The 14,564-nt window shown below is 45.7% G+C and carries 19 protein-coding genes and 1 other RNA gene; all 20 read left to right on the forward strand.

Annotated features, from left to right (window positions below; translation table 11 throughout):
• Positions 1–82: 82 nt before the first annotated feature.
• Complete coding sequence (gene smpB / locus B3N34_RS02885) at positions 83–541, forward strand: SsrA-binding protein SmpB (protein ID WP_286974801.1); 459 nt, start codon at positions 83–85, stop codon at positions 539–541.
• 2 nt (positions 542–543) lie between these two features.
• Positions 544–896, forward strand: a transfer-messenger RNA (tmRNA) gene (ssrA, locus tag B3N34_RS02890).
• Positions 897–1,042: 146 nt separating this feature from the next.
• Complete coding sequence (typA, locus tag B3N34_RS02895; RefSeq protein WP_286974934.1) at positions 1,043–2,917, forward strand: translational GTPase TypA; 1,875 nt, start codon at positions 1,043–1,045, stop codon at positions 2,915–2,917.
• A 200-nt stretch (positions 2,918–3,117) separates the two neighbouring features.
• Positions 3,118–4,356 carry an NEW3 domain-containing protein gene (locus B3N34_RS02900; RefSeq protein ID WP_286974803.1) on the forward strand — a complete coding sequence of 413 codons (1,239 nt, stop codon included), beginning with the start codon at positions 3,118–3,120 and terminating at the stop codon, positions 4,354–4,356.
• Between the two features lie 2 nt (positions 4,357–4,358).
• Positions 4,359–5,291, forward strand: coding sequence for an ABC transporter ATP-binding protein (locus tag B3N34_RS02905; RefSeq protein WP_286974804.1), 933 nt, complete (start codon positions 4,359–4,361; stop codon positions 5,289–5,291).
• 6 nt (positions 5,292–5,297) lie between these two features.
• Positions 5,298–6,236: an ABC transporter permease gene (locus B3N34_RS02910; protein ID WP_286974806.1), complete on the forward strand. Its 939-nt coding sequence runs from the start codon at positions 5,298–5,300 to the stop codon at positions 6,234–6,236.
• 209 nt (positions 6,237–6,445) lie between these two features.
• On the forward strand, positions 6,446–6,934 hold the full coding sequence (locus B3N34_RS02915; protein WP_286974808.1) for a Na+/H+ antiporter subunit E: 489 nt from the start codon (positions 6,446–6,448) through the stop codon (positions 6,932–6,934).
• The gene (locus B3N34_RS02920; RefSeq protein ID WP_009200517.1) at positions 6,931–7,185 is read left to right on the forward strand and encodes a monovalent cation/H+ antiporter complex subunit F; all 255 of its coding nucleotides are present in this window, start codon (positions 6,931–6,933) and stop codon (positions 7,183–7,185) included. Before B3N34_RS02915 ends, B3N34_RS02920 begins: the two co-directional genes overlap by 4 nt.
• A 1-nt stretch (position 7,186) precedes the next feature.
• On the forward strand, positions 7,187–7,558 hold the full coding sequence (gene mnhG, locus B3N34_RS02925; RefSeq protein ID WP_213698788.1) for a monovalent cation/H(+) antiporter subunit G: 372 nt from the start codon (positions 7,187–7,189) through the stop codon (positions 7,556–7,558).
• The gene (locus B3N34_RS02930) at positions 7,555–7,830 is read left to right on the forward strand and encodes a Na(+)/H(+) antiporter subunit B (RefSeq protein WP_009200519.1); all 276 of its coding nucleotides are present in this window, start codon (positions 7,555–7,557) and stop codon (positions 7,828–7,830) included. Before mnhG ends, B3N34_RS02930 begins: the two co-directional genes overlap by 4 nt.
• Positions 7,817–8,086 (forward strand): hydrogen gas-evolving membrane-bound hydrogenase subunit E, encoded by a 270-nt coding sequence (mbhE, locus tag B3N34_RS02935; protein ID WP_213698789.1) that lies wholly within the window; start codon positions 7,817–7,819, stop codon positions 8,084–8,086. Before B3N34_RS02930 ends, mbhE begins: the two co-directional genes overlap by 14 nt.
• Before the next feature lie 5 nt (positions 8,087–8,091).
• Positions 8,092–8,586, forward strand: a complete 495-nt coding sequence (locus tag B3N34_RS02940) for an MnhB domain-containing protein (protein WP_213698790.1) — start codon at positions 8,092–8,094, stop codon at positions 8,584–8,586.
• Positions 8,576–8,923 carry a sodium:proton antiporter gene (locus B3N34_RS02945; RefSeq protein ID WP_213698791.1) on the forward strand — a complete coding sequence of 116 codons (348 nt, stop codon included), beginning with the start codon at positions 8,576–8,578 and terminating at the stop codon, positions 8,921–8,923. The genes B3N34_RS02940 and B3N34_RS02945 overlap by 11 nt, the downstream gene beginning before the upstream one ends.
• Positions 8,920–10,479, forward strand: a complete 1,560-nt coding sequence (locus B3N34_RS02950) for a proton-conducting transporter membrane subunit (RefSeq protein WP_286974814.1) — start codon at positions 8,920–8,922, stop codon at positions 10,477–10,479. The genes B3N34_RS02945 and B3N34_RS02950 overlap by 4 nt, the downstream gene beginning before the upstream one ends.
• The gene (locus B3N34_RS02955) at positions 10,479–10,820 is read left to right on the forward strand and encodes a hydrogenase (RefSeq protein WP_091460260.1); all 342 of its coding nucleotides are present in this window, start codon (positions 10,479–10,481) and stop codon (positions 10,818–10,820) included. Before B3N34_RS02950 ends, B3N34_RS02955 begins: the two co-directional genes overlap by 1 nt.
• A 12-nt stretch (positions 10,821–10,832) precedes the next feature.
• Positions 10,833–11,309, forward strand: a complete 477-nt coding sequence (locus B3N34_RS02960) for an NADH-quinone oxidoreductase subunit B family protein (protein WP_091460258.1) — start codon at positions 10,833–10,835, stop codon at positions 11,307–11,309.
• Positions 11,302–11,847 carry an NADH-quinone oxidoreductase subunit C gene (locus B3N34_RS02965; protein ID WP_213698794.1) on the forward strand — a complete coding sequence of 182 codons (546 nt, stop codon included), beginning with the start codon at positions 11,302–11,304 and terminating at the stop codon, positions 11,845–11,847. Before B3N34_RS02960 ends, B3N34_RS02965 begins: the two co-directional genes overlap by 8 nt.
• 14 nt (positions 11,848–11,861) lie before the next feature.
• Positions 11,862–13,097, forward strand: coding sequence for a nickel-dependent hydrogenase large subunit (locus B3N34_RS02970; RefSeq protein ID WP_286974820.1), 1,236 nt, complete (start codon positions 11,862–11,864; stop codon positions 13,095–13,097).
• The gene (locus B3N34_RS02975) at positions 13,094–14,089 is read left to right on the forward strand and encodes a respiratory chain complex I subunit 1 family protein (protein WP_286974822.1); all 996 of its coding nucleotides are present in this window, start codon (positions 13,094–13,096) and stop codon (positions 14,087–14,089) included. Before B3N34_RS02970 ends, B3N34_RS02975 begins: the two co-directional genes overlap by 4 nt.
• 12 nt (positions 14,090–14,101) lie before the next feature.
• On the forward strand, positions 14,102–14,506 hold the full coding sequence (locus B3N34_RS02980) for a 4Fe-4S binding protein (RefSeq protein ID WP_286974824.1): 405 nt from the start codon (positions 14,102–14,104) through the stop codon (positions 14,504–14,506).
• Positions 14,507–14,564 lie beyond the last annotated feature (58 nt).

Consider the following 14,564-nt stretch of genomic DNA (forward strand, 5'->3'; position numbering starts at 1 on the left):
AATCCTCTCGCCCCGACCATTTTTTTGATCAATATTGACTATTAAGCTGTGTTTTGTTAAAATTAATATCGGAGGAAGGGTGATGGATAAGAAAATAGTTGCTCAAAACAGAAGAGCTCGACACGATTATTTCATTCTTGAAACCTACGAGGCTGGTCTTGTTTTAACTGGTACGGAGATCAAGTCGATTCGTGCGGGGCGAGTTAACTTAAAAGACGGATATGCCAAGATAGAAAACGGCGAATGCTGGTTATATAATGTTCATATATCACCTTATGAAAAAGGTACCTACTACAATCACGACCCTCTGAGACCGAGAAAGTTATTACTTCATAATGACGAAATTAAAAGGCTCATCGGCAAAACTCAGCAAAAAGGCTTGACACTCGTCCCGCTTTCAATCTACTTAAAAAACGGAAAATGGGCAAAGGTCGAGTTGGCGTTAGCCCAGGGCAAGAAGGTTTACGATAAACGTCATGCCATAGCGGAAAGAGACGCCCGGCTTCAGATGGAAAGGGCACGAAAGATTACGAAAACTTAAACGGGGGCGAATGGTGTCGACGGCAGGTGGAGGGTCGTGAAGAGCGGGCCGAGGTCCCCGCAAACCTCGTTAAACAGGCGGGAAAACAATAATTGCCAACGAAAATTACGCACTGGCTGCTTAGTTAGCGGCCACGTCTTCGATGTCGCCGCCACCGCGATATCGACAGGCGTCACAATAGGTGGCTAGTTCTCAGGCAGCTCCTCCCTGTCTGAGGGGACACTTCAGGAGGATAGGCAAGCGCGATCCTGTCCCTGGGAGAGCGCTTAGCCGAAAACTAAAACAGGGACTATGCCCGTAGAACTTCACGGCTGGCCCTTGTCGGACGGGGGTTCGATTCCCCCCGCCTCCACCAGAAGACAACGAGCAGTCCCCAACTGGATATGGGGGCTGCTTTTTTGTTTGGTATGCATATGGTTTGTATATTTTGCTGTATAATACAAATTTGTTTGCCTCTAAGCGAGGCGTAAATTGCATTGGAAAGAAGGAATGGACAGAATTATGAATGATATCTCCAAGATACGCAATGTGGCCATTATAGCCCATATAGATCACGGCAAAACCACTCTACTTGATTCTATTTTTCGGGCAACGAGGCTGTTTAGGGAAAACGCGAAAGTCGAAGAGCGGGTGATGGACAACGATGAACTGGAGCGCGAACGGGGCATAACCATAAGATCCAAACATTGTTCCGTTCAGTGGAAAGATTATTTGATAAATATCATCGATACTCCCGGGCATGCAGATTTTTCGGGAGAAGTAGAGCGAGTGCTGTGTATGGTAGATTCGGTTTTGCTTTTGGTAGATGCCAACGAGGGGCCAATGCCTCAGACCAGATATGTCTTGATGCGCGCTTTGAAAGCCGGGCTTAAGCCCATCGTGGTACTAAACAAAGTGGATCGACCAAACGCAAATGTGCAAGCTGCTTTGAATGCCACCTTCGACTTATTTTTGGAATTAGGTGCCACGGACGAACAAGCGGACTTTCCCGTCCTTTATGGCTCGGGGCTTCACGGCTGGTTCGTCAAAGAGATGGAACATGAAGAGCGCGAGGGAATGGACGCTCTCTTTGAAACGATAATAAATTATGTACCCGCTCCCCTTGGCGACGTCAACAAACCATTTTTGATGCAGGCAACTACGTTGACCTGGAATAATTACATAGGAAGAGTCGGATGCGGAAGGATACTGCAAGGAAAAATAAGAAAAGGCGACACGATCGTCAGGACGAGCACCAGGTGGCAGGACAAGGATAAAGGCGAGTGGGAAATAACCGGTCGAGAATTGGCGAAAGTGAGCCATCTTTGGCTTACAAAGGGATTGAAACCAGTGGAGGTTGAGGAGGCATCTGCTGGCGATGTGGTCTGGGTTGCCGGCACTGAAGATATAATGATCGGCGACACCCTGTCCTTCGAAGAAAATGCGGATTCCGTGCTCGCTCCACTTGACATAGAAGAACCGACGGTCTCGATGTTCTTTCTCGTAAATAGCGGACCCTTTGCGGGCAAGGAGGGCAAAGCCGTCACCTTGAGACAAATGAAGGAACGGTTAATGCAAGAGGCAAGGGCAAATGTCGCCCTGAAAGTCGAGGATATCGGCAGACCTGACAGGCTGAAGGTATCGGGGAGGGGAGAGCTGCATCTCGCTATTCTGATCGAAGAGATGCGGCGCGAAGGGATGGAATTTTGCGTATCCCGACCCGAGGTAATTACTAAACACGACCATGACAACAATCTATTGGAACCTCTTGAGCAACTTATTATTGATGTGCCCGAGGAATATCAGGGAGCAGTCATAGAAAAGATCTCCAAAAGAAAGGGAGAATTCATGAGCGTTCAAAACCTTGGGACCGGTTTGCTTCGTTTGGAGTTCAACATTCCGACCAGGGGGCTTATAGGTTATCGGACTGAATTTCTTACCGATACCAGGGGTTTGGGAATAATGTCGTCCCGATTTATAGGTTACGATTTGTGGCGGGGGGAAATATCCGGTCGAAACAGAGGATCGATGGTCAGCATGGATACGGGAGAGGCTACGAGTTATCAGCTGGATAATTTACAGCACAGAGGTACGCTATTTATATCGCCTATGGATCAGGTTTATGAGGGAATGATCATCGGAGAGCATTCCAGGCCCAATGATTTGCCATGCAACCCTACAAAGAAGAAACACGTTACCAATCATCGTTCCGCATCTAAGGATACTCCGATAATTCTCGACGTCCCAAGGAAGCTTACTTTAGATGCAGCCCTTGAATGGATCGCCGAAGATGAGCTTGTCGAAGTGACCCCGCTTTCCGTAAGGGTAAGGAAGAGCATTTTACGGCAGGAGGATCGCAAAAAGGCTGCGAAGAAAGTGGCGGTAACGGTAAATTGATATTCACTTTTTAGCTGGTTCGGTAGTTTTAGTACTTGCGGCAGGTTATTTAAGTCTTATTATAAAATACTGCTTTAGATATATTGGCTTTGGGCTGGCTGAAGCAAATGAGTTGCGAGTCCTTCTTGAACTTTCATGGATAGTGGGGTATCCTTTCCAAGGAGATGACAATAAATTAAACGGGAGGGTGAGGGGTATCCATGAACATGTTCGGTAGCGCTTATAAAAAATTTATCCTACTTACATTTCTAATCGGTATTTCGTTTATGCTTTTTGCCGGTGTGGCGATTGCACAGCAGGGAGGATTTACTCTACACATACCCTTTACCGGCATCGAAATGGGTACTGAAGATGATGTCAACGTCGATGTAAATTTAAGGAACGCCACAAATAACGATGTTGAAGTAACGCTGAACCTGGAGAGAGATCCAAAGGCGAACAATTGGGACGTCAGGTTCATAAGTTCTCAATGGGGTGGTTTTGGCGTCAACAGGGTTCGTTTAGGTACTGGAGACGAAAATAGAGAAGTCGCAATTAATTTGCATATTAAGCCTGGAGAAAATGCCGAACCCGGAAATTACAAGTTCGTAGTGAAGGCTTCGGCTAACGGAATTACGAAAGAGTATCCTGTTTTTGTGCATCTAAAGGGTGGAAAAGTTGCCGTCGATTCGGGTGCGGGGAAATTGGAACTCGAAACTAAGTATCCCGTTTTAGAGGGCGCTGCAGGCAAATCTTTAAGTTTTGAGATTAAGGTGAAAAATAACTCCGATAAAGATGCGGTAGTAGATTTTGTTACTGTTGCTCCATCGGGTTGGAATGCCTATGTGACTCCCCGATGGGAGACGGAAAAGCGCGTAAATTCCATTAAAATTGCTTCAAATTCTAGCGAGACCCTGAACTTTACCGTCGTTCCTCCCATCGAATCCGAAAAAGGGGAGTATCCTTTGGAGTTTCATGCCAAGGTTGGAGACAGTGACGTTAAATTGGATTTAAAAGTTATCGTCGAGGGAACCTATAAATTGCAGATAGCACCGGAGAGCAGAAGGCTCAACTTCGATATGGTAGCTGGGAAAGAAAGCCAGCAGGTATTTTACGTCTGGAACGAAGGATCGGCACCAATAGAGAACATATCTTTCTTGGTGGCCAGTAAGCCTGAGGATTGGGAAATAACCTTTAAGCCCGATAAAATAGGCGTGCTGGAGCCCCTTGCAAAGACCGAAAAACCCGAAATAGTCGAAATCACTTTTAAAACACCTGAGAGGACGATCCCCGGGGATTATCAAGTAGTGCTTACGGCAGCAGGCGACCAAGACAGAAAGTCTATAGAACTGAGAGCCACGGTCAAAGTTCCCACTACGTGGGGATGGATAGGCGTAGGTGTTATCGTAATCGTCATCGCTTTGTTGTTTGGAATTTTTGCAAAGCTTAAGAGGCGATAAAGATGGAATTGGTGGTTGAGGCTCGGGATATCGTAAAAAAATATGGCGATTTCAAAGCGGTAGATGGCATTAGTTTTCACGTGGCTCAGAGCGAGATCTTTGGGCTTCTCGGGCCTAACGGTGCAGGAAAAACCACGACCATATTGATGCTTTTAGGAATGACAGAACCAACGGCAGGAGAAATAAAGGTTTGTGGATATGACCCAAATAAAGAGCCCCTCAAAGTCAAGCGAATTGCTGGTTATTTGCCGGAAAACGTCGGTTTCTACGAAGATATGACGGCGAGGGAAAACTTGCATTACCTTGCAAGGTTGAACGGCATCCCGGATGATGTTGCTATCAAAAAAATTGATGATATTTTAGAAACGGTGGGCCTTTCGGATGTGAGGGACAAGCTCACTGGCACATATTCCAAGGGAATGAGGCAGAGGCTGGGTCTTGCCTCTGTCCTTATCAAAGATCCCAAACTGGTTATCCTGGATGAACCCACTACAGGGATAGATCCAGAAGGAACAGAACAGGTATTAAGCCTAATTTATAAGATGAGCAAAGAAATGGGTGTCAGCATTTTGCTCAGCTCCCATCTTTTATATCAGGTTCAGCAGATTTGCGACAGGGTCGGCATAATGTTTAAGGGCAAGATGGTCGCCATGGGGAGCATAGAAGAAATAGGCCGGCAAGCCTTGGGCGAACGTGAAGGGATTATGAAGCTGTCATACGAGTATATTAACGAAGAGGCATTAGATAAACTCGACGGAATTGAAGGGATTGTAGAGAAGAGAATTGACAATCATTCGATCATCCTAAAATTTAACGAGGATAAAAAACTTGATATAGTGCGCGAAGTTGTAATGAGAGGCTTCCTACCTATCGAGGTCAAGGGGAGAGAGTATAGCTTAGAAGAGATATATATTAGATATTTTCGGGAGGAGTGATTCGGGATGGGCGGATTACTTCCCGTGTTTTTAAAAGAGCTCACGGATCAGTTTGGAAGTAAGAGGTTCATGTTGATAACCTTGATCATAGTTATCACAGGGCTCTTTTCTTCATATACAGCCTCTGAGGCGTTAAAAGAACAACAGTTTTTGAACGAGGAGTATTTATTCCTTGGTCTTTTTACTTCATCGGGTGGAGGATTGCCTTCCTTCTTGTTTTTCATCAGCTTCTTTGGGCCTTTGCTGGGCATCATTTTGGGTTTTGATGCGATTAACGGCGAACGAACAAGGGGCACCTTGAGTCTCATCCTTTCTCAGCCGATTTATCGTGATGCGATTATAAACGGAAAGTTTCTTGCCTCTTTAGCGACGGTGGCCATAATGATAGCCAGCATCATGGTCATGATTGCCGGTATCTCTATTGCGAAATTAGGAGTCGTTCCTAACGGACAAGAGGTAGTGAGGGCGATTTTGTTTTTTATTGCCTGTATTTTATATATTGCCTTTTGGATGAGTTTGGCGATACTTTTTTCCATCATTTTTGAAAAAAGTTCTACGTCTGCTTTGACCTCCATAGCCTTGTGGATTTTTCTGTCCTTCTTTGTATATATGATTGCAGGTGTTGTAGCCGATGAGATCTATCCTATCACGCAACAATCTACTCCGGAGCTTTTGGCAAAGCACGAGAGCTTGAGGACCATGTTGCTCAGGTTTTCTCCTGCCGTTCTTTTGGAAGAAATATCTGCTGCCCTTTTAAATCCTACAGTCAGAGTATTTGGTCCCATGTTTGAAACGCAGCTTAAAGGGTTGATTTTGACCCCTCTTTCGCTTGGACAGAGTGTGTTAGTGGTGTGGCCGCAATTTGTTGCGCTGATTGCTGCTTCGGTCATATGTTTTGCCGTCTCTTATTTGGCGTTTATGAGGAAAGAAATTAGATCCATATAGAGCATAGAGCATAGATTTCAAAGTGAAGTTTTATTTTTAGTTAATCATCAGATTAGATTTTTTAACTGGATTTATTGCTGTTAATATTTTAGAATGGCTTTTAAGCCATGGTCACATCTTTTCAGTCATCTCTTTATGCATGACTGAAAAGATGTTTGTGTGTCTAGCAAGTTTTTTATTAGAGATATACCCAGGGGGGTGTCTAATGAATGGTAATCTTTTTGGCTTCAGTCATTATGTATTTGTTGCTTGTTTGGTCAGGAGGGTCAATTCCCTTAAATGAAGTAGTCATCGCTATAGCCTTGGGTGGGATCATAACATATGCTTGTCGCTCTTGGAGCCCCGGGTTATACAGGATGACTGCGCTAAGGCCCGACAGATGGTTTAAATTGCTTGCCTTTATCTTTGGCCCCTTTCTCTGGGGAATGACAAAGGCAAATTTCGACGTTGCCTACAGAGTCATAACGGGGAAGATAAATCCCGGTATAGTGAGGGTTCAAACATCGTTAAAAAATGTCTACGCCATGACTATGTTGGCTAATTCAATAACCTTGACTCCAGGTACTTTAACCGTCGAAGTGGATCAGGAAAGCGGCACCTATTATATTCACTGGATCAACATTAAAAATGTTGAACCAAGCGGAAAAGATATTTATGGTTCCTTTGAAGATTGGGCTAAGAAGGTGGTTGAAGAATGAGCGTGTTTTCCTTTGCCTTTTTAATACTCAGCCTTGCTATACTCGCCATGTCGGGGCGTTTGATTATGGGCCCGACTGTTCCGGATAGGGTCGTTGCTTTAGATACGCTGAATACTTTTGTGGTTGCCACGATGGTAATTCTGGGGGCGTTGTTCGATTCAATTGTCATGGTAGACATTGCCATCGTTTATGCTGCCCTGTCCTTTGTTGGCACATTGTTCATAGCGCGCTATATCGAAGGGGGTTTCTAAAGTGGATGGCTCAACAATTTTTATAAAGATACTGTTGGGAATAGGGTTGGCTTTCAATGTCCTTGGCGTTGTTGCTCTTTATAGGTTTCCCGATGTATATACTCGTCTGCATGGAACCACGAAGTGTACTACCTTTGGTTCTATATTTACATCGGCATCGGTAGTGGTTTACTCGATATCCAAATACGTGACGACCGGAGATCCCAGGTTTATGACCTTTACCATTCACGTCATTATAGCAATATTTGCGCTTTTGATTACCAATCCTACGGCTGCCCACGCTATAGCACGTGCAGCACATAAAAGCGGGATAAAGCCAATTGGAATCGTCGATAAACTGTCGGAAGAAAAGGCGGGTGAAAAGTTCTCATGATGGATATTGCCCATATTGCTATATTGTTGATGATCGTGATATCCGCTTTTTTCGCAATCTGGTTTGATAATCTGTTGAATGCGGTGATTTCGCTTTGCGTTATGAGCCTGCTCATATCTCTGGAATTTTATATCTTGCAGGCTCCTGATGTAGCGATTGCCGAAGCGGGCATAGGAGCCGGACTTACTACAGCCATTTATATAATGGCCCTCAAAGCTTGCCGGTCATCTCGTTGGCCCGGAAAGGGGAACGATAAAAATGAAAGGTCCTAGGGTAATTTTTTTGATCTTCTTCGTCATATTTGTGGGGATTTTGTGTCAGGGGTTATATAATATCCATCCCTATGGAGAACCGCGTGTGTCGGCTATGGACGATTATTTCATAAACAATGCCCAGAGCGAACGGGCAGCCAACAATGTAGTGACGTCAATAGTGTTTGATTACAGGGGTTTCGATACTCTTGGTGAAGCGGCGGTACTTTTTACTGCGGTAATGTCTGTGGCCGCTCTCTTTCGGAAGGAGGAGTAGCAGCAATGAGGCCCTTATCAATAGTTGTTAGAACGATTTGCAATATTTTTGCCTGGTTTGTTGCAATCTTTGGAGCCTACGTCATACTGCACGGCCATCTCACGCCTGGCGGCGGTTTTCAGGGCGGAGCCATAGTGGCCACCTTTATAGCCCTTCTATTGGTTGCGCATGGAGGAAAGAGCTTCTTGGGATGGGTTAAAAAGGAAATTTTCTCCTCCTTTGAGGGCGCCGGGTTGGTTGCTTTCGTATGTGTCGGTTTTTTGGGCTTGTCTACGACCTTTCTATATAACTTTTTGGCTTTAAAAGGCGGCTTGTTCGGATCTGCCGTACCTATAGGGCCCAATGCGGGCGTTTTGAACAGCTCCGGCACCATAGCATTGGCCAATATAGCCGTAGGCCTTGAAGTCGTGGGTGGTCTTTCGGCCATTCTCATCTTTATGTTCTTAGGAATGCGTTATGTATCTGAAGGCGGCAAGGAGGGGGTAAAGGATGATAAATAACATTCCCATGTTAACAGTCGGAGCATTATTCGTCATTGGGTTATATGGAGTTTTGTTTAAGCGCAATATCATAAAAATAGCCATTGCCGTTAGTATAATAGAGTCGTCCACGAACCTTTTTTTGATAGTCCTTGGCTATCGGACGGGAGGTTCCATACCCGTTTACACATTGGCAGGCGAGTTCAAAAAAATGGTCTTGCCGACACCGCAGGCCTTGACGCTTACAGCAATAGTCATTGGTTTAGCTACTACTGCGCTTTTATTGACGTTGATCATGCTTCTTTACAAACATTACGGGACACTGGACGTCCACGAGATAAGGAGGCTTAGGGGATGAGTTGGCAGGTACACCTTCCCGCTTTGGTAGTGTCCGTCCCATTGCTTGGAGCCTTTATTTCTATTGCAATGGTAAAACCGCGCTTGCGTAATTTATGGTTTGCAACAATTTTAGTGGCTACGACAATTTTGGCCTTTCTTATGTGGAGATACGTCGCAATCAACGGTACATTGGTCTATGTAATGGGTGGCGAAAGATGGAACCTTACGCTTCCTTCGGGTATGACCTTGCCCATCAGGATAATTATGGAGGTCGATGCATTTGGGGCTTTTATGGCTCTTGCCGGGTCTATAGCCACCTTGGCCAGCGGTTTGTTCTCCGTAAGGTTCTTAGATCGTGTTAATGATGGAAATAAGTTTGTGGCCCTATTTTTCCTCCTTTTTGCCGGCATGCTGGGCCTTGAGGTGACGGGAGATTTCTTTAATTTCTTCGTCTTTCTTGAGATCGCTTCAGTGGCGTCCTTCGGGTTGATAGCCTTTTGGCGCGACAGACCCGAAGCGATAGAAGCGAGCTTTAAATATGCCGTATTGTCGACCTTTGTGGCTCTCATTTTTTTGATAGGCGTTGGTATCCTGTACGGTGTGTATGGGACGCTTAATATGGCAGCAATAGCCAAAAACATGCAGGTTGGTTTCCTGGAAAAACTTGCTCTGGTGCTTTTTATCGTTTCTTTGGCTATGAAAAGCGGGGCCGTTCCCTTGCATATGTGGGAGCCCGATGCATACGGTCAGGCGCCGGCAGGCGTTTCTTGTTTCCTCGTTGTGGTCGGACAAGCCTCGCTTTACGGGATGTTTAGAATTGCCTTTTCCGTTTACGGGCAGGCTTTTGAGGGCAACGTGCTTGCATGGGTGATAATAGTTTTGGGTTTGCTTTCCATGTTTATAGGGGTAATAATGGCAGTTATACAAAAGGAAGCGAAGCGCCTGATGGCATATCACTGCATTTCACAGACGGGTTACATGCTTATGGGCATAGGTTTGGGATTGCTCGCCCTTTCTAGTTCGCAAGCCATGAGCGAATACGGTTTTACGGCAATGAAGGGCGGTATTTTCCATATAATAAACAATGCAATGTATAAGGGATTGCTCTTTTTGACAGCGGGTTCCCTTTTTTACGCTACCGGGACGACGAATCTTAACAAGCTTGGGGGATTGGCCAGGAAAATGCCCTATACGACCTTCATGTTTGCGGTTGCGGCGGCTGCTATTGCAGGTTTGCCTCCTTTCAACGGTTTCGTCTCCAAGCTTTTGATATACGAATCCTCTTTTGTGGTTCATCCCTTTTTGGCTGTGGTCGCGATGGTAACCTCTATATTGACCCTCGCTTCTTTTGTCAAGGTCTTTCAGTCGGGCTTTTTGGGTCCGTCGAGGGATGACTTGAATAACGTCAGAGAAGTACCGTTGAGCATGGTTGTGGGTATGATGGTCCTTTGCGTCATGATAATTTCTCTTAGCATGATGCCGAATTGGGTGTTAGCTAATTTAATTGAACCTGCTGCCCGCGATTTAGTTAACCAAGCCAGTTATATTCAGGCAGTAATGGGGAGTGGTCTATAATGGTCCTCGGGACTGTATACACAGGATTTGGCTTTTGGAACGTATATGCTTGGGTTATGTTCTTTGCCCTTGGAGCTCTTATTGTTTTATTCTTGCGCTCGACAGGAAGAGGAGATTACGAGAAGGGCACATATCAGGATGAAGTATTTTACGGAGGAAATCCGGTTCCCCAAGACGGCGAGGATTTGGCCGTTCCCGCCAGTTCATCATACTGGGGTTTTACGAAAGCGCTTTCCCGTTTCTACGATGTGTTGGTGAGCATGCACACGGGAATATTGTCCGATTATATGGGGATTTTGGTCGTAACTGTTGCCGTCATTTCGATTTTGATTCTTTTATAGGAGGACGTGGATATGTTTAAGGTGGACATAAAGAAAGAACTTGGAATTTTGCCGAGGTCGATATGGGCCTTTCATTGCAACAGCGGGTCCTGTAACGGTTGCGATATAGAAATTGTTGCCCTGCTTACGCCCAGATATGACATAGAACGCTTTGGCATGAAGTTAGTAGGGACTCCAAGGCATGCCGATGCCTTATTGGTCACCGGACCGGTTACGAAATATATGACAGATAGGTTGAGGAGAGTTTATGCTCAAATGCCCAATCCTAAGGTAGTAATAGTCGTAGGAAATTGCGGTGCCTCCGGGGACGTGTTTTATAAATCCTATAACTTAGACGGTCCTGTGGATCAAATACTTCCCGTAGATGTCTATGTGCATGGCTGCCCGCCGAGGCCTGAGGCGATCATCGATGGCGTGACTAAGGCAATCGCAAAACTCGAGGAGAAAAGAAACGAGCTTCTTGGGACGGGAGGCATTGCCGATGTTTAAATACAGCCTGAACCCCCTTCCTAAAACGCCTGAGGAGATAAAAACTTTCTTGGAAGAAAAGTTAACTAATAACCTGGAAAGCTTGGAAATAAGAGAGATGGTGGCCGGAGCAGAAGAAAAGACGTCCTTTTATGACATGTGGATCACATGTGACAAAGGTGCCTTTATTGATCTTGTCGACTCCCTCTTTATGCTTGATTTCCCTATATTTCATGTGATATCCGGAGACGATGTGGGAGATTTCGTATTGCTGAATTACCATTTCTCTCTCTTTGCCAGTGCGGGACGAGGTAAAAGAGTGGGCGTTGTCGTCTCCGTAAAAGTTCAAAAGAATGATCTTACGATGCAGTCTCTTTATGATAAGATTCCGGGCATTGAATACAGCGAGCGAGAGATGCATGAGATGCTAGGCGTGTCTTTCGAGGGGTTGCCGGATCAATCGTTGGTATTTTTGCCCGAAAATTGGGATGAAAAGGTTCATCCCTGGCGGCGTGATGATTCCGGGTTATCTCCCAAACATATACGGGAACTTTCTTGAAAAGGTGATGAGCGATGGCTATTGGAGAGGGAAAAACTTATACTATTCCGATCGGTCCTGTTCATGTAGGCCTCAAGGAGCCGATTACCGCCTGGCTGCAAGTTGATGGCGAAAGAATTGTAGACGTGCGCATACGGCCTGGCGCAATACATCGAGGGATTGAATATATGGCAAGGGAAAGAAACCCCATTCAAGTCATATATCTGGCGGAAAGGATATGTGGTATCTGTTCATTTGCTCACATTATTTCCTTTGTGAGGGCTGTAGAAGATGCAGCCAGCATTCCAGTTCCTCCGAGGGCAAAGTATATACGCACTATCTTGCTGGAGCTTGAACGTATACACTCCCATATCCTCTGGGCTGGTGTGGCTTGTTATACCTTCGGATACGATTCAGCCTTCAATTTGGGTATGCTGCTTCGGGAAAAGGTCATGGACGTATTGGAGGCCATGACGGGCAATAGGGTAAATTATGGCGTCGGTACAATAGGGGGCGTTCGTCGGGATATAACTCCCCAAGTGGCTGGAGCAATAGAAGAAATGGTCGAATATTATAAGCGGGAGTTCTCGTATTTTTATAATGCCGTTACCGAGGATCCTATCGTCAAAGCCAGGATGCGAAACGTTGGCGTGCTTTCCGAAAAAGATGCCGTGAGATATTGTGCCGTTGGTCCTACGGCGCGTGCCAGCGGATTACGCGTTGACCTCAGATGGTCTTCCCCCTATGAGGCTTACGAGGATTTGAACGTAGAGCCAATTGTTCCGCAGGATTACTTCGGCAATGCTCAGGGCGATGTTTTCGACAGATTTTTCGTAAGGGTCATGGAGGTTTATCAGTCTTTGGAAATTATAGAACAGTGCATGGACGGCCTGCCGGAAGGGCCGATCATGCATGAGCCGAAACCAGCAAAACTGTTAAACCTGTTAAAGACAGCTGATGGTGTAGGTCAATCATCTATAGAAGCGCCTCGCGGAGATGATACTCATGTCATCAAACTGACTCAGGCGCAGGAAAACGTTACGTGGTGGAAGGTCAGAGCTCCAACCTATGCGAATGCTATGTCGTGGCCCATTATGTTTAAAGATCAGGAGATAGCTGATGCTCCGCTAATCATTAACAGCATAGACCCCTGCATTTCTTGTATGGAGAGGATGTTGATCGTTAATGAAAAAGGTTCATCTACTGTCGCGACCAAGGAGGAGCTGATAAGGATTTGTCGAGATAAGACGAGGAGGCTGATGCATAGATGAGCCCGCTGCTTACGAAGATTGTATCGGGTTTTGCGCTCTTTTGCCTTGTTATATTGATAGCTCTTTTGTATGAAGGAGTCGATAGGATCGTTCACGCTCGAATGCAGAGGCGCTTTGGACCGCCCTTGTTGCAGCCTTTTTATGATGTAATAAAATTGTTGGGAAAGGAGTCCATAATTCCCAGAAGGGCTGTCAGGGCCGTGTTTCAGGCATCTCCTTGGATGGCCATGACGTTGACGCTGTTGATCTTTTTATATATTCCCATCGGCTCCATACCGCCAATCTTGGCCGGAAATGGAGATATTATTTTAATACTCTACCTACTCGCAGCTTCCGCTGTGATGATGGTTATCGGAGGCTTTGCCAGCGGCTCCCCCTATGCCAACGTTGGGTCACAGCGGGAAATGGTCTTGATGATGAGCTATGAGCTTCCCTTGGCACTCGTAGTTTTGACTCTGGCATGGTTGGTATACAAGAGGGGAGTTCCGGGAGCTCCTTTTAGCTTGGAGACCTTTGTCTCCGTTCCTGTATGGAATACCGTCGGTTTGATTGGTAGCATGGGAATTTTTGCCCTTCTTCTCTCCTTGTTGGGAGTGGTTCCGGCAGAAGTGGGCAAGGTCCCGATGGATATTGCCGAGGCCAAGACGGAGATTTTGGAAGGCTTCTTGGCTGAATATTCGGGAAGGAATTTAGCGCTCTTTAAACTCACTTTTGCCCTACGATCCCTTGCTATGTCTGCATTGTTGGTACCGCTCTTCTTCCCTTTTTCGCTGGGCAAGTTGTTTGGCTTAAACGGAGCATCATTCGTGCTGGTGGATTTTATCTGGTTTTGGGTAAAGGTGTTTCTGGTTCAGATTGTGGCCATTACTGTAGTCAGAACGATGTACGGAAGGTTTAAAATATGGCAGGCCTCCCAATTTTACTGGTTTCAAATGGGAGGGTTGGCGCTGGCGGGGATGGTCCTCGTGACGCTAGATGTGATGTTTTTTTAGGAGGGACACAAAATGATAAATAAAATGTTATTTATCAACATCAAGCAATTCTTCAAAAAACCCTTTACCAATTTGTTTCCACTGGCGCACATACCGGATCACCTGTTGGCTGTCTTGAAAAGGGTTAAATCGGGCGAGGTAGAGCTTAACCCACCGGTGCCAACACCCGAGGGCTTTAGGGGAAGGATAGCATACGATAAAGATAAGTGCATTGGCTGCAGATTGTGCGTAAGGGTATGTCCCGCCAATGCTATATCCTATATAACGGAGGAAAAGAAAATTAAGGTACATGTTGACCGATGTTGTTTCTGTGCCCAATGTACCGAGATATGCCCTGTACAGTGTCTGTCGATGAGCAACGAGTTCTTGCTGGCCTCCTATAATAGAAAAGAACAGGTTGTAGTGGGGAATAATTAGAAATACGAATACAAAGAAGGGCCCGACCGGCTTATGATTAAAATGCCCGGGCCCTTTT

This window comes from Acetomicrobium sp. UBA5826, assembly GCF_002433005.1.
Lineage (GTDB): Bacteria > Synergistota > Synergistia > Synergistales > Acetomicrobiaceae > Acetomicrobium.

Excerpts from the sequence above, each read along its gene's own strand:
- B3N34_RS02900 (WP_286974803.1), top strand. The coding sequence starts at position 3,118 with ATGAACATGTTCGGTAGCGCTTATAAAAAATTTATCCTACTTACATTT.
- B3N34_RS02965 (WP_213698794.1), top strand. The coding sequence starts at position 11,302 with ATGTTTAAATACAGCCTGAACCCCCTTCCTAAAACGCCTGAGGAGATA.
- smpB (WP_286974801.1), top strand. The coding sequence starts at position 83 with ATGGATAAGAAAATAGTTGCTCAAAACAGAAGAGCTCGACACGATTAT.
- B3N34_RS02950 (WP_286974814.1), top strand. The coding sequence starts at position 8,920 with ATGAGTTGGCAGGTACACCTTCCCGCTTTGGTAGTGTCCGTCCCATTG.
- B3N34_RS02905 (WP_286974804.1), top strand. The coding sequence starts at position 4,359 with ATGGAATTGGTGGTTGAGGCTCGGGATATCGTAAAAAAATATGGCGAT.
- B3N34_RS02980 (WP_286974824.1), top strand. The coding sequence starts at position 14,102 with ATGATAAATAAAATGTTATTTATCAACATCAAGCAATTCTTCAAAAAA.
- B3N34_RS02975 (WP_286974822.1), top strand. The coding sequence starts at position 13,094 with ATGAGCCCGCTGCTTACGAAGATTGTATCGGGTTTTGCGCTCTTTTGC.
- B3N34_RS02930 (WP_009200519.1), top strand. The coding sequence starts at position 7,555 with ATGATGGATATTGCCCATATTGCTATATTGTTGATGATCGTGATATCC.
- B3N34_RS02910 (WP_286974806.1), top strand. The coding sequence starts at position 5,298 with ATGGGCGGATTACTTCCCGTGTTTTTAAAAGAGCTCACGGATCAGTTT.
- B3N34_RS02970 (WP_286974820.1), top strand. The coding sequence starts at position 11,862 with ATGGCTATTGGAGAGGGAAAAACTTATACTATTCCGATCGGTCCTGTT.
- B3N34_RS02920 (WP_009200517.1), top strand. The coding sequence starts at position 6,931 with ATGAGCGTGTTTTCCTTTGCCTTTTTAATACTCAGCCTTGCTATACTC.
- typA (WP_286974934.1), top strand. The coding sequence starts at position 1,043 with ATGAATGATATCTCCAAGATACGCAATGTGGCCATTATAGCCCATATA.
- B3N34_RS02960 (WP_091460258.1), top strand. The coding sequence starts at position 10,833 with ATGTTTAAGGTGGACATAAAGAAAGAACTTGGAATTTTGCCGAGGTCG.
- B3N34_RS02940 (WP_213698790.1), top strand. The coding sequence starts at position 8,092 with ATGAGGCCCTTATCAATAGTTGTTAGAACGATTTGCAATATTTTTGCC.
- B3N34_RS02945 (WP_213698791.1), top strand. The coding sequence starts at position 8,576 with ATGATAAATAACATTCCCATGTTAACAGTCGGAGCATTATTCGTCATT.
- mbhE (WP_213698789.1), top strand. The coding sequence starts at position 7,817 with ATGAAAGGTCCTAGGGTAATTTTTTTGATCTTCTTCGTCATATTTGTG.
- B3N34_RS02915 (WP_286974808.1), top strand. The coding sequence starts at position 6,446 with ATGGTAATCTTTTTGGCTTCAGTCATTATGTATTTGTTGCTTGTTTGG.
- B3N34_RS02955 (WP_091460260.1), top strand. The coding sequence starts at position 10,479 with ATGGTCCTCGGGACTGTATACACAGGATTTGGCTTTTGGAACGTATAT.